19 protein-coding genes are annotated in these 17,069 nt (G+C 42.2%); 8 read left to right on the top strand and 11 right to left on the bottom strand.

Going from position 1 to position 17,069, the window contains the following annotated elements; genetic code table 11:
• Positions 1-40: 40 nt before the first annotated feature.
• The 6 genes from GXP67_RS19430 to araD1 all read left to right on the top strand — a co-directional run bounded on the left by GXP67_RS19430 (position 41) and on the right by araD1 (position 4,964).
• Entirely contained in the window at positions 41-814 is a 774-nt protein-coding gene (locus GXP67_RS19430; protein ID WP_162444668.1) for a class I SAM-dependent methyltransferase, read from the top strand.
• A gap of 118 nt (positions 815-932) precedes the next feature.
• A complete protein-coding gene (locus tag GXP67_RS19425) occupies positions 933-1,448 on the top strand; it encodes a DUF6452 family protein (protein WP_162444667.1) in 516 nt (171 codons plus the stop codon).
• Positions 1,426-2,103, top strand: a complete 678-nt coding sequence (locus GXP67_RS19420; RefSeq protein ID WP_162444666.1) for a DUF6048 family protein — start codon at positions 1,426-1,428, stop codon at positions 2,101-2,103. The genes GXP67_RS19425 and GXP67_RS19420 overlap by 23 nt, the downstream gene beginning before the upstream one ends.
• A gap of 355 nt (positions 2,104-2,458) precedes the next feature.
• Positions 2,459-2,785, top strand: coding sequence for a MerR family transcriptional regulator (locus tag GXP67_RS19415; protein ID WP_162444665.1), 327 nt, complete (start codon positions 2,459-2,461; stop codon positions 2,783-2,785).
• Positions 2,786-2,818: 33 nt separating this feature from the next.
• Positions 2,819-3,940, top strand: a complete 1,122-nt coding sequence (locus tag GXP67_RS19410) for a mannonate dehydratase (RefSeq protein ID WP_162444664.1) — start codon at positions 2,819-2,821, stop codon at positions 3,938-3,940.
• Between the two features lie 61 nt (positions 3,941-4,001).
• On the top strand, positions 4,002-4,964 hold the full coding sequence (araD1, locus tag GXP67_RS19405; RefSeq protein WP_162444663.1) for an AraD1 family protein: 963 nt from the start codon (positions 4,002-4,004) through the stop codon (positions 4,962-4,964).
• 5 nt (positions 4,965-4,969) lie between these two features.
• On the opposite strand, the gene GXP67_RS19400 is transcribed toward araD1, so the two are convergent.
• The 10 genes from GXP67_RS19400 to GXP67_RS19355 all read right to left on the bottom strand — a co-directional run bounded on the left by GXP67_RS19400 (position 4,970) and on the right by GXP67_RS19355 (position 12,200).
• Positions 4,970-5,329: an MmcQ/YjbR family DNA-binding protein gene (locus GXP67_RS19400; protein WP_162444662.1), complete on the bottom strand. Its 360-nt coding sequence runs from the start codon at positions 5,327-5,329 to the stop codon at positions 4,970-4,972.
• A 15-nt stretch (positions 5,330-5,344) separates the two neighbouring features.
• Positions 5,345-5,662, bottom strand: a complete 318-nt coding sequence (locus GXP67_RS19395; protein ID WP_162444661.1) for a hypothetical protein — start codon at positions 5,660-5,662, stop codon at positions 5,345-5,347.
• A gap of 77 nt (positions 5,663-5,739) precedes the next feature.
• Positions 5,740-5,919 carry a DUF6728 family protein gene (locus tag GXP67_RS19390; protein ID WP_162444660.1) on the bottom strand — a complete coding sequence of 60 codons (180 nt, stop codon included), beginning with the start codon at positions 5,917-5,919 and terminating at the stop codon, positions 5,740-5,742.
• Between the two features lie 256 nt (positions 5,920-6,175).
• The gene (locus tag GXP67_RS19385; RefSeq protein ID WP_162444659.1) at positions 6,176-6,808 is read right to left on the bottom strand and encodes a diheme cytochrome c-553; all 633 of its coding nucleotides are present in this window, start codon (positions 6,806-6,808) and stop codon (positions 6,176-6,178) included.
• A gap of 221 nt (positions 6,809-7,029) precedes the next feature.
• Positions 7,030-8,076: a methyltransferase gene (locus tag GXP67_RS19380; protein ID WP_162444658.1), complete on the bottom strand. Its 1,047-nt coding sequence runs from the start codon at positions 8,074-8,076 to the stop codon at positions 7,030-7,032.
• Positions 8,077-8,102: 26 nt separating this feature from the next.
• Positions 8,103-8,981, bottom strand: coding sequence for an SDR family oxidoreductase (locus tag GXP67_RS19375; RefSeq protein ID WP_162444657.1), 879 nt, complete (start codon positions 8,979-8,981; stop codon positions 8,103-8,105).
• 215 nt (positions 8,982-9,196) lie between these two features.
• On the bottom strand, positions 9,197-10,525 hold the full coding sequence (locus GXP67_RS19370) for a GAF domain-containing sensor histidine kinase (RefSeq protein ID WP_162444656.1): 1,329 nt from the start codon (positions 10,523-10,525) through the stop codon (positions 9,197-9,199).
• A gap of 6 nt (positions 10,526-10,531) precedes the next feature.
• A complete protein-coding gene (locus GXP67_RS19365; protein ID WP_162444655.1) occupies positions 10,532-10,954 on the bottom strand; it encodes a pyridoxamine 5'-phosphate oxidase family protein in 423 nt (140 codons plus the stop codon).
• A gap of 5 nt (positions 10,955-10,959) precedes the next feature.
• Positions 10,960-11,433, bottom strand: coding sequence for a hypothetical protein (locus GXP67_RS19360; protein ID WP_162444654.1), 474 nt, complete (start codon positions 11,431-11,433; stop codon positions 10,960-10,962).
• Positions 11,434-11,465: 32 nt separating this feature from the next.
• Entirely contained in the window at positions 11,466-12,200 is a 735-nt protein-coding gene (locus GXP67_RS19355; RefSeq protein ID WP_162444653.1) for a LytR/AlgR family response regulator transcription factor, read from the bottom strand.
• 217 nt (positions 12,201-12,417) lie between these two features.
• Between GXP67_RS19355 and GXP67_RS19350 the strand changes: the two genes are divergently transcribed.
• Positions 12,418-12,960 carry a GreA/GreB family elongation factor gene (locus tag GXP67_RS19350; RefSeq protein WP_162444652.1) on the top strand — a complete coding sequence of 181 codons (543 nt, stop codon included), beginning with the start codon at positions 12,418-12,420 and terminating at the stop codon, positions 12,958-12,960.
• A 9-nt stretch (positions 12,961-12,969) separates the two neighbouring features.
• Here GXP67_RS19350 and GXP67_RS19345 read toward each other — a convergent pair whose 3' ends face one another.
• Positions 12,970-13,221 (bottom strand): hypothetical protein, encoded by a 252-nt coding sequence (locus tag GXP67_RS19345; protein WP_162444651.1) that lies wholly within the window; start codon positions 13,219-13,221, stop codon positions 12,970-12,972.
• A 438-nt stretch (positions 13,222-13,659) separates the two neighbouring features.
• Here GXP67_RS19345 and GXP67_RS19340 point away from each other — a divergent pair, with 438 nt between their 5' ends.
• Positions 13,660-17,067, top strand: a complete 3,408-nt coding sequence (locus GXP67_RS19340; protein ID WP_197901541.1) for a ThuA domain-containing protein — start codon at positions 13,660-13,662, stop codon at positions 17,065-17,067.
• Positions 17,068-17,069 lie beyond the last annotated feature (2 nt).

Here is a 17,069-nt window from a genome sequence, read left to right as displayed (position 1 = left end):
TTAACTCTCGTGTGGGCAGTAGAATAAAACCTAAAATCTTATGAAAGTAATTAGTAAACCCAGCCTATACCTGTTTATCATTTTCTGTTCGATCTGGTTATCTCAGGCCGCCTGCGGGCAAAAAAAGAAAGCACAAACCCAGGAGGCAAATGACCCGGAAACGGTGAGTGAAATTTACCAGAACAAGCCTTCTCAAAGCCCCGATGGCACTGGAAAGTATTATATGGAAAGGGAAATTGCACAGGTGATGGGGCATACGGGTGCTGAATGGCTCGAAAGACCAGAACGTGAACAGGAAGAACGGACTGATGCCTTGCTGGAAGCCCTATCCTTACAGAAAGATGATGTAGTGGCAGATATTGGCGCCGGCACCGGATATTTTACTTTCCGCATGAGTCCTCTGGTACCGCAGGGAAAAGTACTGGCTGTAGATATTCAGCAGGAAATGATAGACCTGCTGGAAACAAATAAAGTAAAGAATAAAGCGCCCAATGTAGAAACCGTATTAGGTACATTCAGCAACCCCAAATTACCAGCCGGCAGCGTAGACCTCGTATTGATGGTAGATGCCTATCATGAATTTTCGCACCCCCGCGAGATGATGGAGGTAATTGCTACTGCACTAAAACCTGGCGGAAGAGTAGCCCTGGTAGAATACCGGGCCGAAGACCCTAATGTTCCGATTCGCCCCAGACACAAAATGACTGTTGCCCAGGCACAAAAAGAAATGGAAGCCGTAGGCCTGAAATGGATACAAACCTCCAATGTACTGCCTCAGCAGCACCTGATGTTCTTTCAGAAACCTAAAGATTAAGTAACAAATGAAAATCTAAAAACGATTTTACTATTTATCGTTCTGGAAACCTATTACTGCCGCCGGTACGCATGGCAGATAAAGATTTTCTTCCTAATTTAGCCGGGTTAATTGTACTATGCGCTTCACTCCTTTGTTTCTGCGTACCTCTTGCTGGTTGCTGGTTATTTTTGTTTTCCTTAATGCTTGTGTAGGGGAAGAGTGTGAAACTGTATCCGATCCGGTGATGCGAGTATCTTTTGCCCGGTTTATAGATGCCGAAAGAACTGAAGAACAAGCTGTTACTGTAGCTTTTAAGCACATTTATGGTATAGGTGCCAACCCGCAGCCTCCTCGGAAAGATGACTCATTGGTAAGAAGCAAAGCTGCTATTGCCGGCTTACGGATTCCCCTTTCGCAAGTAAATGATATGTCTACATTTGTATTTGTAAGAGATAGTTTAGCAAATGATACAATTTTTTTCACCTATACCCGTAAACCTTATTTTAGATCTCAGGCGTGTGGATTTGAAATGGAATTTGAGAATCTCCGGGTAATAAAACATTCCAGACAAAATATTGATACTGTACTTGTAACACAGCCTTCGGTGAATGCCCAGAACAATAATGCCAATGTTAAGATTTATTTTGACTAGCCTGCTGCTTGTACTACAGGTAACTGCCTTTGCACAAACGGCCAGAGAAGATACGGTGCTCTCAAATGGGGTACGCATCGGCGTTGATCTGGGAAAAATCGCCTATTACTTCTTAACCAATAAAGGTCACAAAACTTTTGAGGCATCAGCAGATGTAGGCTATAAAAAAGTAGTATTTGTAGCTGAAGCTGGTTTCAGCAACATAACCCTGGAAAAAACAGATACTTTTAACTATAGTTATACGAGCAATGGCTTATTCGGACGAGTGGGCGTAGAGAGCAACCTGCTGAAAGGTGGCGACGATGCTATTTTTATAGGAGCCAGGTATGGAGTAAGCCGGTTTAGTTTTGCCGCTGATAATATATTGATTTATGATGAATACTGGGGCAGTTATAATGAACCCGCACCCAAACAAAACGGAATGGCACACTGGCTGGAAGGCGTTGGTGGTGTAAAAGTAAATGTATTCAGTAATGTGTATATTGGTTTTACCGGCCGGCTCAAAGTAAAAATTGCCCAGAGCAAATACAATGGGCTGGATGCCGTTTTCATACCGGGTTTTGGCAAAGCCGACAAAAATATTATGATGGGCCTGAGCTATTATGTATTTTACCGCATTCCATTTAAAGAGAAGAATACCACTGCCGGGAAGTAAAAAGACTTATCATTGGATTAATTAAGTTCCTGCCCCTTACGTGTAACAAACGCAGATTGATCCTAAATCTCTCCCTAAGCCACTTTTGTCTTTGCTATATGCAGCAAGTATTTATTACATTATCTGCTTTAATTTTTCCGGTATACTGTTATCATTTTCTATGATAAGATTTGTTTGAAGTAATTTATTCTTTCTCTATGTGCCTCCCGAGAAGGTCACTTATTAAGTGAGTTATGCTTACTATTAAGCTAGCCATGCAATTATATACCCTTCCAATATTTTGATTCTTCAGGTATATCAACATTGCAGATAAGTGCTACCTTTGGAAAAGCATACCATTTAACCAGAGGAATGTATGAATGAGGAAATTCAAAAACGATACTACAGTATCGGTGAAGTAGCCGAAAGATTTAACGTTAATACTTCACTCATCCGCTTTTGGGAATCGGAGTTTGACATGCTGCGGCCGAAAAAAAATAAAAAAGGCGACCGGCAGTTTACCCAGAAAGACATTGAGTGTGTACAAACGATCTATCATCTGGTAAAAGAAAAAGGCTATACTTTGCAGGGAGCCAAAGATTTTATGAAAGCCAAATCAGCCAAGCACTCGGAAAATGCTGAGCTGATCACATCGCTGGAGAAAATAAAATCTTTCTTAGCAGAGCTGCGGGATAAGTTATAACAAACACAGCTCAGTCATATCATCCCTTTATCTATGAAACCTAACCGCCGAAGTTTTATTAAAAAGAGTGCTTCTCTGGCTGCCTTATCTGGCGTAAATGGAATCTCTCTGGAAAGTAGCGCACAAACTAAGACTTCCCTGGCTAGTTCTCAGCCATTAAAAGATGCTGGTATGCAACTGTGCGAGGCTTATTTCTTTGGGATGCAGCCTCAGAAAATAGCCTTAGCCAAGCAGATGGATGTACTGGGTGCTGTAGGCGGAATCAATCCGGGCATGGTAGGTCTGAAAGAGGCAAAACCCTGGGAATATGAAGCCATTGCAGCTGTAAAAAAAGCCTGGGAAAAAGAAGGATTGCAATTAAAAGTAATTGAAGGTCCACCGGCTTTAGGCGAAAAGACAAAAATTGGTTTACCCGGTAAAGATGAGGAAATATCCAACTTCATTACACTGATGAAAAACCTGGCAAAAGCCGGTATTGATACCATTTGCTATAACTGGATGCCTGCCATTGGCTGGTACAGAACCCAGGATGACCGTCCTGGAAGAGGCGGTGCCCTGGTAACCGCATTTGATAATGAAGGCATACAAAATCTGCCGCTCACCCAGTATGGAGAAGTTTCGAAAGAAACCTTGTGGAAGAATCTGGAATATTTTTTAAAAGCAGTAGTGCCGGAAGCGGAAAAAGCAGGTATTAAACTAGCCATGCATCCGGACGATCCTCAGGTAGACAGCATTCGTGGTATTTCGCGTATTATGACCACTGGCAATGCCTTTAAACGGATGCTTGATATTTATCCAAGTCCTAATAATGGGATTACGATGTGCCAGGGAAATTTTGCCCTGATGGGAGAAGATATTGTTGAACTGATTAAGGATTTCGGCAAACGTGGGAAAATACATTTTGTGCATTTCAGAAATGTACGGGGCAACAAATTCAACTTTGAGGAAACCTTTCATGATGAAGGCATTATTGATATGTACCAGGCTATGAAAACCTATGTAGATGTGGGATTTAAAGGCCCGATTCGCCCCGACCATGTACCAACCATGGCCGGCGACAGCAATGAATATCCCGGCTATAGTACCATCGGATGTTTATATGCCCTGGGGTATATGCGGGGATTGCTGGAATCAATCAGTAAGCAAAAAACATAAGAATTTATCAGTTTTCATCTTCACGACTACCTTATTTTCTTCACTAATTTATTAGATAATTATGCGACTGATTCAATGCATAGATACTACCGGTGTGCGCAAAGTAGGAATTGTAGAAAAAGATACCGTTCAGTTCTTAAGAGATGTATCTTCTACCTATCAATTATTCCAGAAAGCGCTTGGCAATCACATCAGCATGGAAGAACAAGCAAAACAACTGGCTTCCGGCCAGTATCAATCATATGAAAATATAGCTTCACAGGGCAAAATTTTAGTGCCGCTGGATCATCCCGACCCTTATCATGCCTGGCTTACTGGTACTGGCCTGACTCATCTGGGGAGTGCTGCTTCCAGAGATAGTATGCACCAGAAGTTGCAGAACAAACAGGAGCTTACTGATTCTATGAAAATGTTTCAGATGGGTCTGGAAAACGGAAAGATGAGAGGAAATACGCCAGCTTCGCAACCAGAATGGTTTTACAAGGGCAATGGACTTGGTGTAGTACATCCTGATCAGCCGCTGCTCTCCCCTGCTTTTGCCCTGGATGGTGGAGAAGAACCGGAAATAGTAGGATTATATATAATAGATGCTGACGGAAATCCCAGGCGGCTTGGTTTTGCCCTGGGCAACGAATTTTCAGACCACCGCATGGAACGGATCAATTACCTGTACCTGGCACATTCCAAACTCAGGCCTTGTTCATTCGGTCCGGAATTGCTGTTGGGTGAACTGCCAGGACATATAACTGGTATGAGCCGGATTTACCGCAACGGCGGGTTGCTATGGGAGAAAGAGTTTTTGACCGGAGAGGAAAATATGAGCCATAATCTGGCAAATCTGGAACACCATCACTTTAAATATGAAATGTTCCGGCAACCCGGCGATGTACACGTACATTTCTTTGGAACATCGGTGCTTAGTTTTGCCAATGGCATTACAACCCAGGATGGGGATATATTTGAAATTGAGGCAGAAGGTTTTGGCCGGCCTTTAAGGAATAAGCTACAAGTAAGAACGAGTTAAATAAATCATTCTTCCTCCAGAATCGCCTTCTGATGGGCTTTGGGCAAAGAGGCAACCACCAGATTGTAAGAATCATCAATCCATTCATGCAACAAGCGTAAACCTGCTGAACCGTCGGCAATAATGGTGTTCCAGTGCTTTTTGTTCATATGATAACCAGGTCGTACACAAGCATATGTTTCTCTTAGGAATACTGCCTTTTCCGGATCACATTTTACATTAAAGCTTAGTGGTTTGCTTTCCATGCCAGTAAGGGCAAATATTTTACCGCCCACCTTAAAAACAAGTGTATCTTCTCCGAAAGGCAATTCTTCACTTGCTCCTTTTTTTTGTAAACAATAGGTTCTAAAATCTTCTATATTCAAGTTATAATAAGTTTATCAAAGTGAATATTCTCTTTGCCTGCCAGCAGTTACTTGTACTGAAAAATAAGCACCACCCACCAGAATGATATAATTTCCTGGATTAAGATCGTTGATGATGGCCATTCCTGAATTAAAACTTCCTGTTTTGAGTGGTTGCGTAACTGTAGGAACAGACCATGAACCTTCAGTATACAATTGAAAGAAAACATTTTCTGGAACAAACATCCCATTTAATTTAAGTTTCAGGCTACCGGTCAGGTCATCTTCTTTCTTACAAGACGAGAGCAGACAAAAGAAGAGGAACACGTAGAGATAAGTAACTATTCTTTTCATAGCTGGCATATAAATAAAGCAGGCACCCCATAGCAGTGCCTGCCTAAAATTATGAATTGGCCGGAAATAAAAAAAGATCAGGAAAAGAACTTTTTAATGATAATAAATATAATCCCGATCAGAAACATGATCATGGAAATTTTATTAATTCCATGCATCATTCTCAGGTTCACATTGGTAGGGCGGCTGGGGTCATTTTTTCTGAAAAAATAACCAAATACTTCACCCAGGCGGAAATACTCTTTAATTCTACTCATTCAATATTGATTTATAGGAAGCATATGCCTGCTTTCTTGTCAGATAACAATCTGGCAAACAATAAAGTTAGAATATTCCTCGGATTTATTTACTAATTCTGACCGTGTTTATAATGATTTGTCTGCTATTGAATGTTCGTGTGTAAAAGATTATTGATGCTATTTTTATAAAACAGCCATCCCACATGAAATGGCTGTTTTAAGTTCATATACGATCCATTCTCTTATTCTATTGCTTATTACTCTAATTATCAGCCTAATACAAACTACTGAGTTCACTTAGTGGCCGAGGGGCGGGCGGAATGTTTTTTACAGGTTTAACAGTTTTCAGATAAACAAAAATGGCTTTTAAATCATTGTCTTCCAGCTTTGAAAACATAGGCCAGGGCATTGGAGGTAAGAGCATCCGGTTGTTAGGCAATCCCTTGTATTTTCCTTCCCGTAAGGCCCTGAAAAACTGTTCTTCCGTCCAGTTACCAATACCGGTAGCATCAGAGGTGATATTAGCTGCAAAAGATGCACCCCATGGACCAACAGTAGCTGTAGTGTGTGCATTAAATAATACCCAGGGTCCGACTATGGCAGTATCCACTTTAGCAATTGGCATATCCTGCGGATGTCCGGAAAGCAACCGATCCGGATCAGGTTCGGGACCTCTGGGACCAAATTTTTTGGGTGAATGGCAGTCATGGCAACCCATAATAGTAACCAGGTATTCTCCCCGCTTCACCATAGTTTCGTTGGTTGTAGTTTCGCTTACTTCACTTTCTTCGCTGAGTTCGGTGGCTGCTTTAGATTCAGATTTTGAATTATTGCAGGCTACCATTCCACTGATAATGGTGCAGATTGTCCAGATAGCCAGAGCTATATTAATGATTGTTTTATTCATCTGACGATACATGTTTTAGTGATGAGTGTATATTTTCAGGTGGTGTTTTATTTATTTTCCATTCTCAAATGTTTTAGAGCAAGCCTGTATCAGGCAAGAAGGTGCAATTGCTGGTAGTAGAGCTGAAGTATTGTGGGTAATATAATTATATAAATAGAAAATATGCAAAAAGTGTATCAATAAGCCTGCAAGGATTTCGCATCGCTGCAGGCTTAACAAATTTACTTGTAGGCAACCACTGCACTTGCTGGTCCGGTCAGGTGGATTTTGGCAGTAGAACGGAAACCTGCTCCAATAGCCCACTGGTTGAATTCAGCCAGAGTATAATCAAAGCCTCCTTCTGTCTCAATGAGCATATTCAGTGACATCATCAGGCCAAATGCATTGTGGCGGCGTTCGTCATCAATAATATTTTCGATCACCACCAGGGCACCATTTTCGGGAAGGGCGTCATATGCTTTTTGTATCAATTTTTTCTTGTCCGCTACGCCCCAGTCGTGCAGAATATTTCCCATGGTGATTACTTCAGCTTTTGGAAAATCCTGGCTCATCATATCTAAACTGCTTACAGTAATCTGATGTGTTAATCCGGCTTTTTCTACATTTTTTAGGGCAATGGGTTCTACCGGTGGTAGATCGAGGGAAGTAATTTGCAGATGTGGATGCTGAGTCGCTACTGAAATAGACAACAGCGCATTTGCCCCGCCAATATCTGCGAGCGAACGATACTGTTCAAACGGAAATTTTTCGGCGAGGGCAGCAAAATTACCTTTTTGTACACCTGCCATCCCATTCATAAACTGCTGTAAAACCTCTGGCTGGGTATAAATGGCTTCGAAAACTGGTTTACCGGTGTATTTCACCTCATTCTGCGGCTTGCCGGTACGCAGAGCTTCTTCCAGATCTCCCCAGAATTTATACAGGCGGTCGTTGGCCATTTCCAGAATACCTCCGATATAGCTGGGTTTGTTCTTATCCAGGAAAAGGGCTGTTTCTTCCGTATTTTCATAAAAAGAGCTATAACCTATTCTTTCCCGCTGCAAAAACTGGAGCGTTACCAGGGTATCCATAAAATCATAAAAGCCTCTTTCATGCAATTGTAATCTGGTTCTGATTTCTTCTCCATGCAAAAGATTGTCTCCCAGGAGGGTAAATACTTCGAGTTTGATGGCAGTCAGTAAAGTTTTAGATGCCCAGAATCCCATACCTACTTCCAGGATATGTGCCGGGTTAGCTACTTTGTTTAGTGTTGTTTTTACAGTGTTCATTGTGTGGTGGGTGATTATAATTTGTGTTAGGCCTCTACTGGTTTGCGTAAAAATGTACTTTTATGTTCTTTTATAAAATCGGCATAGCTTCTGGGAGGGCGTCCTAACAGTTGTGTGAGCTCAGAAAGCTCATTTTCCGAAGCTATAAGGCCCTGTTTCTGGAAAAACTGATACATTTCTACCCAGTCATCTACTTTCCAGGCAGGCAATATAAGTTTTGCCTGTGCTGCCCAGGATACCAGGTCATTGCCAGCATAGGCAACAGGGTAATTTAGTATTTCGGTTAACAGATGGGCAGTAGTAGCTCCATTCAGTATATCCGGGCCAACCAGGGCTATCGTTTTTCCATTTAACTCATCTGAATACAATGCCTTTACGGCTATTTCAGCAATGTCACGTACATCTACCCGGTTCAAACCAATGTGGCCAATAGGTTGCGGATAAAGATTATAACCAGCTATGGCTTCTACCAGCCAGAAATCGTTCTGGTAAAAATTATTAGGACTTACAAAAGTATAGGACAGGCCAGAGTTGATCACGGCTTCTTCAATGGCAATTTTGGTATAAAAGTGAGGAACATGCGGAGCCTGACGGACTTGGTGGATGCTCTGGTATACTATTTTCCTGACACCTGCTTTTTTGGCTGCTGCTACCGCATGAATACCTTGCTGTATTTCGGTATGGCTCTGGGCATTCAGTAAAAATACGTTGTCAATGCCTTCAAATGCTTGATCAAGGGTTTCGGGCTTATCCAGGTCACCTATCACTGCCTCCACGGATTTTGGTAAGCGAATGGCATTTTCAGGAGAAGTAGTGAGTACCCGTACCTGTTTGTTTTCTTGTAGCAGATACTGAACTACCTGGCTGCCTACGGTTCCGGTACCCCCGGTAACTAATGTTTTCATATGTCTGTAATTATGTGGCGTTTATCTTGATTCAAAAGTAGGTATGCCACAATACAGCTCCGGAAAAAAGGCGTGAACAGTGCTGAAAAAGGAGTGAATGGAACGAAGAAAGGCGTGAATGGAAGGCTACATCAATAATATTTCAAACCACCTTCTCCTTTAAAAAAGAGAAAGTTGTCCTGATGCAATAAATATAATATAAGCGATTCTTCATGCTACTCTGATATCCCGGGAAGCAGCAGATATACAGTGGTACCTTCGTTGGGAATGCTGGTGATGGATACTTCGCCGCCATTGAGTTTGACCATTTCTTTCACTAATACCAAACCCAGACCAGTTCCTTTTTCTTTGGCCGTGCCTCTGGTGCTCTTATTTTCTTTCAAATCAAACAGGGCAGGTATATGTTCGGGCAAAATTCCTACTCCATCATCTTTTACGGTGATCAAAGCGGTTTGTGCCTGCTGAATAGCAGTAATTATGATATTGCCTCCCGGACGGGTAAATTTGATGGCATTGCTTACTAAATTGCGTAATACAGTATGGGTAGCGTTTCTGTCGGCAAACACAGCAAGACAGTCAGGGTTATTTACTTGTATCTGAATATTTTTAGCTGCGGCAATATCATCGTAAAGTTCAATCACTTCTTTAACTATTTCATCCAGGCAGATTTCCTCCGGGTGTATTTTTAAATCGCCGGTCTGGGTGATCGACCAGTTGAGCAGGTTATCTATAATGCAATTTAGGGTTTTGGCTTCCTTTACGATATTATTTCCGGTTTCAATTACCTTTTGGGTATCGCCTTTTTTACTAAAATACTGAATCAGTTCAGCTACGTGTTGGAGAGCCGCCGCCGGATTACGCAGATCGTGACCGATAATGGCAAACAAACGGTCTTTGCTGGCATTGGCTTTTTCTAGTTCCTGTTTTTGCTTTTCGAGAGCGGCCGTTCTTTCCTGTACTTTTTGCTCTAATTGTTCCAATATAATGGCATTCTGAATAGAGTGTGCCATTAACTGGGAAAGTGTCATCAGAAACTCTTCATCTTCCAGGCTAAAAAAATTCAGGTCGGCACTTTCGGCAGAAAGTACAGCGATGAGTTCATCATTCACCAGCAGGGGCAAAGCTACCTGGCTTTCTGCATTAGAAAGTGAAGGCAGGAAAATATCTTGTTTAAGTTGAGACCCCTGGGCGATGATGGACATATAAGTGCGGGACCGTGAAATATTGGCCATCCGAAGCTTTTTCTTTTTCAATGCAACTACTCCAATAATACCTTGCCCTACGTTTACTTCTGCACCAATCCCTTGTTCATCAAAACCCCGGCTGGAAAATACTTTTAATCTCTGCCTGGTATCATCTGGCAGCAGCAACATCGTATGTTTCAGGCCTAGGCTATGATCTAATATAGCCAGAATATTATCCAGTTTCTCCTTCAGTATGGAAGTTTTGCTTAGTTCCAGCGAAAGTTGCCGGATGATTTCATTCTTTCTTTTTTCGGCTTCCAGCTCCTTGAAAGAAACAGAAAGCTTTATTATATTTTCCATTTCTAATTATTCTCCTTCATAGATAACTTCTACCGATTCCACTTTACAGATCAAAGCCGCTTTAATAACAAAATCTATCTTGATTTTCATCATAGAAGTAATAGCCATCAGTTGCATCTCCATTTGCTCAAAAATAGGTCCTTCTGTCTGGATTTCCAGGTAGCGCAATTTCACTTTCCACATAGAAAAAGTATCGGGAGAAGTAATAATAGCTGTAGCTACTGGGTTTTCCTGCAAATTTCGCCAGGTTTTATTCATGAACTGGAAGGAAAGCGCTACATGCCTGGAATCTACATAAAACATTTGCGAAATAAATGTAACATTAGGAATTCCATCTTTACTGGCAGTAGACAAGGTAGAAGGGATCACGCCTTGCATACCTGACAGCATTTCTTTGGTAATTTCAGGCTTAGTGGATATGTATTTCATAATTGTTAAACAGCCAGCCTTTCTCCAGTGCCTTTTCTGGGCGTTTGTTCATATACTTCTTCTGCTACCATACGCAAAGCGATACAAGGCTGCCGGAAGTACGCTTTATAAGCCTTTTCTCTGGATAATCCTTGTTTTTGTAAGGCCTTTGCAAAATCGTCCATATACGCTTTCTGATATTTTATCTCTTCTTCTGTGGACGCCCGGTGGGAAATATAGGTGCCTTTTACCTGATAGGATTCATAAGTAAAAATAATAGCTGTAAGAAAGGTGATTTTATCAGTAACAGACAAATTTCGGATAACGTCAGCTCCATAGCTTTCCGGAATATATACTGTCAGGTGGCGGCGGTCAGCATCTACCTGCACGCCCAGCACCCGGACCATATCTGTTTCCAGCTGTTCGTTCGTATTACACAACCAGACCGAAGCAGCGGCAGATTCAATACAACTAATTAAATTATCATTTAAGTGCATCATTCCTTTGTTATCAACCTTCTAAAATAGTGATTTTACAGCATTTTCAGCCGGGAGAACAAAGTATTTTTATAGGTTTTACTAAAGGGGATCTGTTTGCCGGCTATTTCGAGGCTGTTCTGACTCAGGCGTACTTTCTCAATGGCATCGATATTAATGATATAGGAGCGGTGCACCTGTAAAAATTGCTCTGTCGGAAGGGCATCAGCTATGTTTTTGAGTTGTACGCTGAGCAGGTATTTTTTCTCCCTGGTGTAAATGAAGCAGTATTTATCATACGCTTCTACGAGCAGTATATCCGGTAAAGAAATTTTAATCAGGTTATCTCCTTCTTTTACAAATACCGATTTTGCAGCAATGTCTTTATTGCGGGATTTGGCAATATAACTGCTTTCTTTTTGCTTCTTATAACAAGCCAGTTCAATCGCCGCCTGTAGTTGCTCGGGCTGGTAAGGTTTATTAATATAGGCATCCGGCAGGGTTTCTTTGGCTTTTTTAAATACCTGCTCTTCCTTTAGTGAAGTAACATAGATCACCGGGATATCTATGTTTTCGTTGATTTTTTTCACCAGATCTATGCCTGTGAAGGCTTCTCCAATATCTACATCCATCAGCAGCAGATCAGGATCGGTGGCTTCCAGCAATCGGATCAGGTCTTTAGAATTATCGGCAATATCAATCAATTCGTAACCTAAGGTATCCAGCGTCATCCGTAAAATATCGGCATGCAGGGTATTATCTTCTAAGGCAAGTATTCGTATCCGGGGCATCGGGTCACATGGGTTTATACTTATAAGCTAAGTTATGGTCTATTGCTTATCTTGTGAATTAATTGGAAAAAAGATTCAGCGTAAACTTCGGATTGCCAAAAATTTTCTCGCCATTAAGCAGACAGCTCAAAACTTTTATGAGCGCAGATACTGTACAAGTGCATGAAATAATGTATACCAACAACCATTCAATACCCAGCTTGCGTTTAACAAAGGCATGAGCAGAGCATTTGTAAAAGAAGACGATTCCGGACAAGCACCTATCATTCCGCCTAGAGCGGCCCTACCTGCAGGTGTTCCTAATTATGTAACGCCGCAGGGTCTGGCCATGCTGCGAACCGAATTAGCAGCGCTTGAAACAAAGCATACACAAATAGAAACCAGCGCTCTGGAAGATTCGGAGCGTACGCGGCAACTTACTATTCTCAATGCTCAGCTAAACGCCCTTACCAGTCGTATCGCCTCTGCCAAACTCATTGACCCGGGCAGCCAGCCTTCTGATCAGGTCAGGTTTGGAGCAACGGTAACCTTGCGTACCCGGAATGGAAAGCAGGCTGGTACAGAACGGCAGTTTACCATTGTAGGTGTAGATGAAGCCTCTGTACCTGAAGGAAAGATCGCCTTTATTGCACCTATTGCCCGTACGCTCACAGGTGTAACTATCGGACAAATACTTTTGCTGCAAATGGGTCCCAGCCAGGAAGAAGTAGAGGTCATAGACATTAGCTATGCCAGCCCGGAGAAAAGCACAAATGAATAAAGCGCCTGTTTATTCTTCTTTGTTATCTTCTTCCGAAGGTTTATCTGTTTTCCGGCGTTTGGGCTTTTGCTCTTCGCTTTCAAAAATATCATCCCTATCCCGGAGTTTTTTATCATCTACATTCCGGTTCAGAAACTCATTGATCTTGTTGATATCAAAGTTAGTAATGATTTCTCCGAAAGAATTTACCTGAATATCAAAGCCTTCCAGTTCTTTGTTTACTTTGGGCTTGCTGGTTTTGGAGGTTTTCTTATTTGCCATATATGTAGGATTACGAATTAGAATATACGAAAATTGAAGTATTAATATCTGGAGGTTAAAGGTTTATAAAGTTTGATTTAACTCTTTACGCCGTATATCTACATGCTTTGAAGAAATAATGCGAATAAACGATTGCGCTATAAAAATATAAAATAAAGTCTAATAATTACAGATAGAACCTGCCTGCTTACACATACGCTGTTCTCGTTCCTGATGGCCGAAAACTGGGCTGATTTTTTAAACAAACTTGGAAGGCAAAGTCTTCACCTTGTCATTGAAATAATTTTCAATATATCTTTAATTATACTTTATATAATTATAAGTAAAATCACGATATTGCTATTTTTAAATAAGCCTATTCAACCTATGCTTTACTAAATCAGTCAGCTAAACATTCACCTTATTATAATTTGATTACTTATCACATTACCTAAACTTATGTCCGTAAAAGATTACGCTAAAAAAACAGCTTTTGCCCTTATATTGAGTGCCATGGCTGGCGGAGGGTTCTATGCCTGTAAAACGGCAACTACCGCCAGTATCCCTACTGTGAGCCAGCCGGTGGCAGAAACAAAAACACCCAGGGTACTTATCTTCTCTAAAACAAGTGGATATTACCACCAGTCGATTCCCAGTGGAATAGCGGCTATTCAGAAATTAGGCCGGGAAAATAACTTCGCCGTAGATACCACTAAAAATTCTGCCTATTTTGTAGAAGACAGCCTGAAAAACTATAGTGCTGTTATTTTCCTGAGCACCACCCAGAATGTACTCAATCCGGATCAGCAGGTAGCCTTTGAGCGTTTTATTCAGGCCGGAGGAGGTTTTGTGGGCATTCATGCAGCAGCCGATACCGAATATAACTGGCCCTGGTATAACAAACTGGTAGGCGCATATTTTTTGAGCCATCCCAACAATCCCAATGTACGCAAGGCTACAATTGATGTAATCGACACTTCTCATATTTCCACCAAAGGATTGCCTGCCCGCTGGGAGCGCAACGACGAGTGGTATAATTATAAAAGCATCAATCCCGACCTGAAAGTGCTGGCTAAACTAGATGAGGACAGCTATGAAGGCGGAGAGAATGCTGGCAACCATCCGATTGTATGGTACCATGACTATGATGGCGGACGGGCTTTTTACACTGGCTTAGGACATACCAACGAAACCTTTGTGGAACCTATGTTTGTGAATCACCTGCTGGGTGGTATCCGTTATGCCATCGGGCAGAATCAGAAACTAGACTATTCAAAAGCGTATGGGGTGAAAAAGCCTGAGGAGAACCGCTTCAAAAAAACCATTCTTTCCAATGATTTAAACGAACCTATGGAACTGGCGGTAGCACCAGACGGACGAGTGTTCTACGTAGAACGGGCTGGTAAATTTTATATGTATGACCCGGCAACCAAGAAAACCCGCCTGTTGCGTGATTTTCCGGTAAAAGCGGTAGAAAAATATCTCAATGGCTTGCTGGGAATTACGTTAGATCCGGATTTCAGCCAGAATAACTGGATGTATTTCTTCCATACCGCCGAAGAAAACGGACAGACTAAACAGCATGTTTCCCGTTTCACCCTGGGCAAAGATGGTTTTCTGGACCTGGCTTCAGAAAAAGTAATTATCCAGATTCCCATTGACCTGGAAGTAAGTGCCCATACCGGCGGCTCTCTGGCCTGGGACAAAGACAAAAACCTGTACATTTCTACCGGCGACAATACTGTTCCCTTCGAATCCAGTGGCTTTGCTCCTATCGACGACAGGCCAGGACGTTTAACCTTCGATGCCCAGCGCTCTGCCGGAAATCCCAATGACCTTCGTGGCAAAATCCTTAAAATTCACCCGGAAGCAGATGGCACCTATACCATTCCGGAAGGAAACCTCTTTCCAAAAGGTACGCCTGGCACCCGCCCGGAAATTTATGTCATGGGTTGCCGCAATCCTTATCGCATGTCGGTAGACCAGGAAACTTCTATTGTATACTGGGGTGAAATTGGCCCGGATTCTGGTACAGATGGTCCGCAAGGCCCGAGAGGTTATGATGAAATTAACCAGGCAAAAAAACCCGGTAACTATGGCTGGCCGCTGTTTGTAGGTGATAGTAAGCCTTATCACGATTATGACTTCGAAACCAAAGCGGTTGGCAATTTATTCGATATAAATGCGCCGGTAAATAATTCACCCAATAATACTGGTGCCAAAACCTTACCTCCGGCTCAGAAAGCCATGATCTGGTATCCGTATAATAAATCAGATGAATTTCCTGAACTGGGTACTGGCGGCAGAAGCGCAGAAGCCGGTCCGGTCTATCACTTTGATGCAAACCTGAAGTCAGAGGTAAAAATACCAGAGTACTACGATAAAGCTCTGTTCATTTTTGACTGGATGCGTAACTGGGTGTTTGCCGTACGTTTAGACGAAAATCAGAACTTCAAACGGATGGAGCCATTTATGGCCACCAATGGCGATTTCAGACGGCCAATAGATATGGAAATTGGTCCGGGAGGTGAATTCTACATGCTGGAATATGGTACCGTATATGGCATTGATAACGACGATGCCCGGCTTGTAAAAATAGAGTTTAATCCCGGAAACCGCATGCCGGTAGCCATGGCTTCTGCCAGAGATACCATTGGGTTAGCGCCTTTGAAAGTAAACTTCAGCAGCCGCCGCAGCTATGATTTCGATGAGGAAGACAAACTGAGTTATGAGTGGACATTCGAAAAAAACCAGCCAGTTTCTACAGAAGCGAATCCTTCCTATACTTTCCAGAAAGATGGAGTATACCCGGTACTATTGAAAGTTACAGACCCTTCGGGCATGAGCAGCACTGATACCCTCGAGGTAAAAGTAGGCAATACATTGCCCCAGGTGGCGATCAATACAGAAGGTAATAGCACTTTCTTTTTTGCCCAGGATACGCCTCTCAAATATGCAGTAGAAGTAAAAGACAATGAAGACAAAGTAATTGACAAGAAAAAAGTACAGGTTAAGCTCAACTATATTCCCAAAGTAGCCAGCCAGCAGGCAATAACAGGTCACCAGCAAATTACCAGTTCTTATAATCTGGGCAAAAACCTGATGGCAAACAGCGACTGCAAGGCTTGTCACCAACTGAACGGAAAATCGGTAGGGCCATCTTTTATGGAAGTTTCCCAGAAATATACTGGCGATAAAAATGCAGTAGCGAAACTAGCCAACAAAATCATTACCGGTGGCGGTGGCGTATGGGGCGAAAAAGCCATGAATGCTCATCCGCAATTGTCCGTGGAAGATGCTTCTGAAATTGTAAAATATGTACTTACCTTATCTACGCAACAGTCGCAGGCTAAACTTCCATTGCAGGGAAATACAGTATTGAAAGAACATGTGGGCAAAGAAACGCAGGGACGGTATATTCTGACGGCTTCTTATACAGACAAAGGCGGAAGTATTACGCCCCTGAGCCGGACAGAAACACTTATCCTACGTCCTTCCAAGGTTGAAGCAGAAGATGCTGATGTGATGAGTAATGCGCAGCGGTTCGGCAGGGCAGCTGGTGGTGCTAATAAAGCCTATCTGATGTTTAAAAACATAGACCTGACAGGTATCAGCAAGCTGAATTATTCTTATTCTTCCAGTGGAGATGGGATAGTAGAAGTACATACTGGTTCGGCAAAAGGTCCGGTGATTAGTACACTCGACTTTACAGCAACAGGTGGCAGAGGAAAATATGCAGAGTTGAGCGCCCCTCTCAATAATCCTGGCGGCAAACATGACCTGTATTTTGTTTTCAAGAAGAAAGACGAAAAAGTGAATGACAATACTCCTTTAATCGGCATCGACTGGATCAGCTTTGAGAAGTAACT

It is taken from the genome of Rhodocytophaga rosea, from assembly GCF_010119975.1.
Classification (GTDB): domain Bacteria; phylum Bacteroidota; class Bacteroidia; order Cytophagales; family 172606-1; genus Rhodocytophaga; species Rhodocytophaga rosea.
The sequence above is the reverse complement of the archived record's forward strand: the minus strand, read 5'-3'. Positions and strand labels throughout refer to the sequence as shown.

What these genes read in the sequence shown, in the direction of transcription:
- GXP67_RS19375 (WP_162444657.1), bottom strand. Translation starts at nt 8,981, where the DNA reads ATGAAAACATTAGTTACCGGGGGTACCGGAACCGTAGGCAGCCAGGTA.
- GXP67_RS19415 (WP_162444665.1), top strand. Translation starts at nt 2,459, where the DNA reads ATGAATGAGGAAATTCAAAAACGATACTACAGTATCGGTGAAGTAGCC.
- GXP67_RS19355 (WP_162444653.1), bottom strand. Translation starts at nt 12,200, where the DNA reads ATGCCCCGGATACGAATACTTGCCTTAGAAGATAATACCCTGCATGCC.
- GXP67_RS19410 (WP_162444664.1), top strand. Translation starts at nt 2,819, where the DNA reads ATGAAACCTAACCGCCGAAGTTTTATTAAAAAGAGTGCTTCTCTGGCT.
- GXP67_RS19370 (WP_162444656.1), bottom strand. Translation starts at nt 10,525, where the DNA reads ATGGAAAATATAATAAAGCTTTCTGTTTCTTTCAAGGAGCTGGAAGCC.
- GXP67_RS19430 (WP_162444668.1), top strand. Translation starts at nt 41, where the DNA reads ATGAAAGTAATTAGTAAACCCAGCCTATACCTGTTTATCATTTTCTGT.
- GXP67_RS19395 (WP_162444661.1), bottom strand. Translation starts at nt 5,662, where the DNA reads ATGAAAAGAATAGTTACTTATCTCTACGTGTTCCTCTTCTTTTGTCTG.
- GXP67_RS19425 (WP_162444667.1), top strand. Translation starts at nt 933, where the DNA reads ATGCGCTTCACTCCTTTGTTTCTGCGTACCTCTTGCTGGTTGCTGGTT.
- GXP67_RS19345 (WP_162444651.1), bottom strand. Translation starts at nt 13,221, where the DNA reads ATGGCAAATAAGAAAACCTCCAAAACCAGCAAGCCCAAAGTAAACAAA.
- GXP67_RS19390 (WP_162444660.1), bottom strand. Translation starts at nt 5,919, where the DNA reads ATGAGTAGAATTAAAGAGTATTTCCGCCTGGGTGAAGTATTTGGTTAT.
- GXP67_RS19365 (WP_162444655.1), bottom strand. Translation starts at nt 10,954, where the DNA reads ATGAAATACATATCCACTAAGCCTGAAATTACCAAAGAAATGCTGTCA.
- araD1 (WP_162444663.1), top strand. Translation starts at nt 4,002, where the DNA reads ATGCGACTGATTCAATGCATAGATACTACCGGTGTGCGCAAAGTAGGA.
- GXP67_RS19350 (WP_162444652.1), top strand. Translation starts at nt 12,418, where the DNA reads ATGAGCAGAGCATTTGTAAAAGAAGACGATTCCGGACAAGCACCTATC.
- GXP67_RS19385 (WP_162444659.1), bottom strand. Translation starts at nt 6,808, where the DNA reads ATGAATAAAACAATCATTAATATAGCTCTGGCTATCTGGACAATCTGC.
- GXP67_RS19420 (WP_162444666.1), top strand. Translation starts at nt 1,426, where the DNA reads ATGTTAAGATTTATTTTGACTAGCCTGCTGCTTGTACTACAGGTAACT.
- GXP67_RS19360 (WP_162444654.1), bottom strand. Translation starts at nt 11,433, where the DNA reads ATGATGCACTTAAATGATAATTTAATTAGTTGTATTGAATCTGCCGCT.
- GXP67_RS19380 (WP_162444658.1), bottom strand. Translation starts at nt 8,076, where the DNA reads ATGAACACTGTAAAAACAACACTAAACAAAGTAGCTAACCCGGCACAT.
- GXP67_RS19340 (WP_197901541.1), top strand. Translation starts at nt 13,660, where the DNA reads ATGTCCGTAAAAGATTACGCTAAAAAAACAGCTTTTGCCCTTATATTG.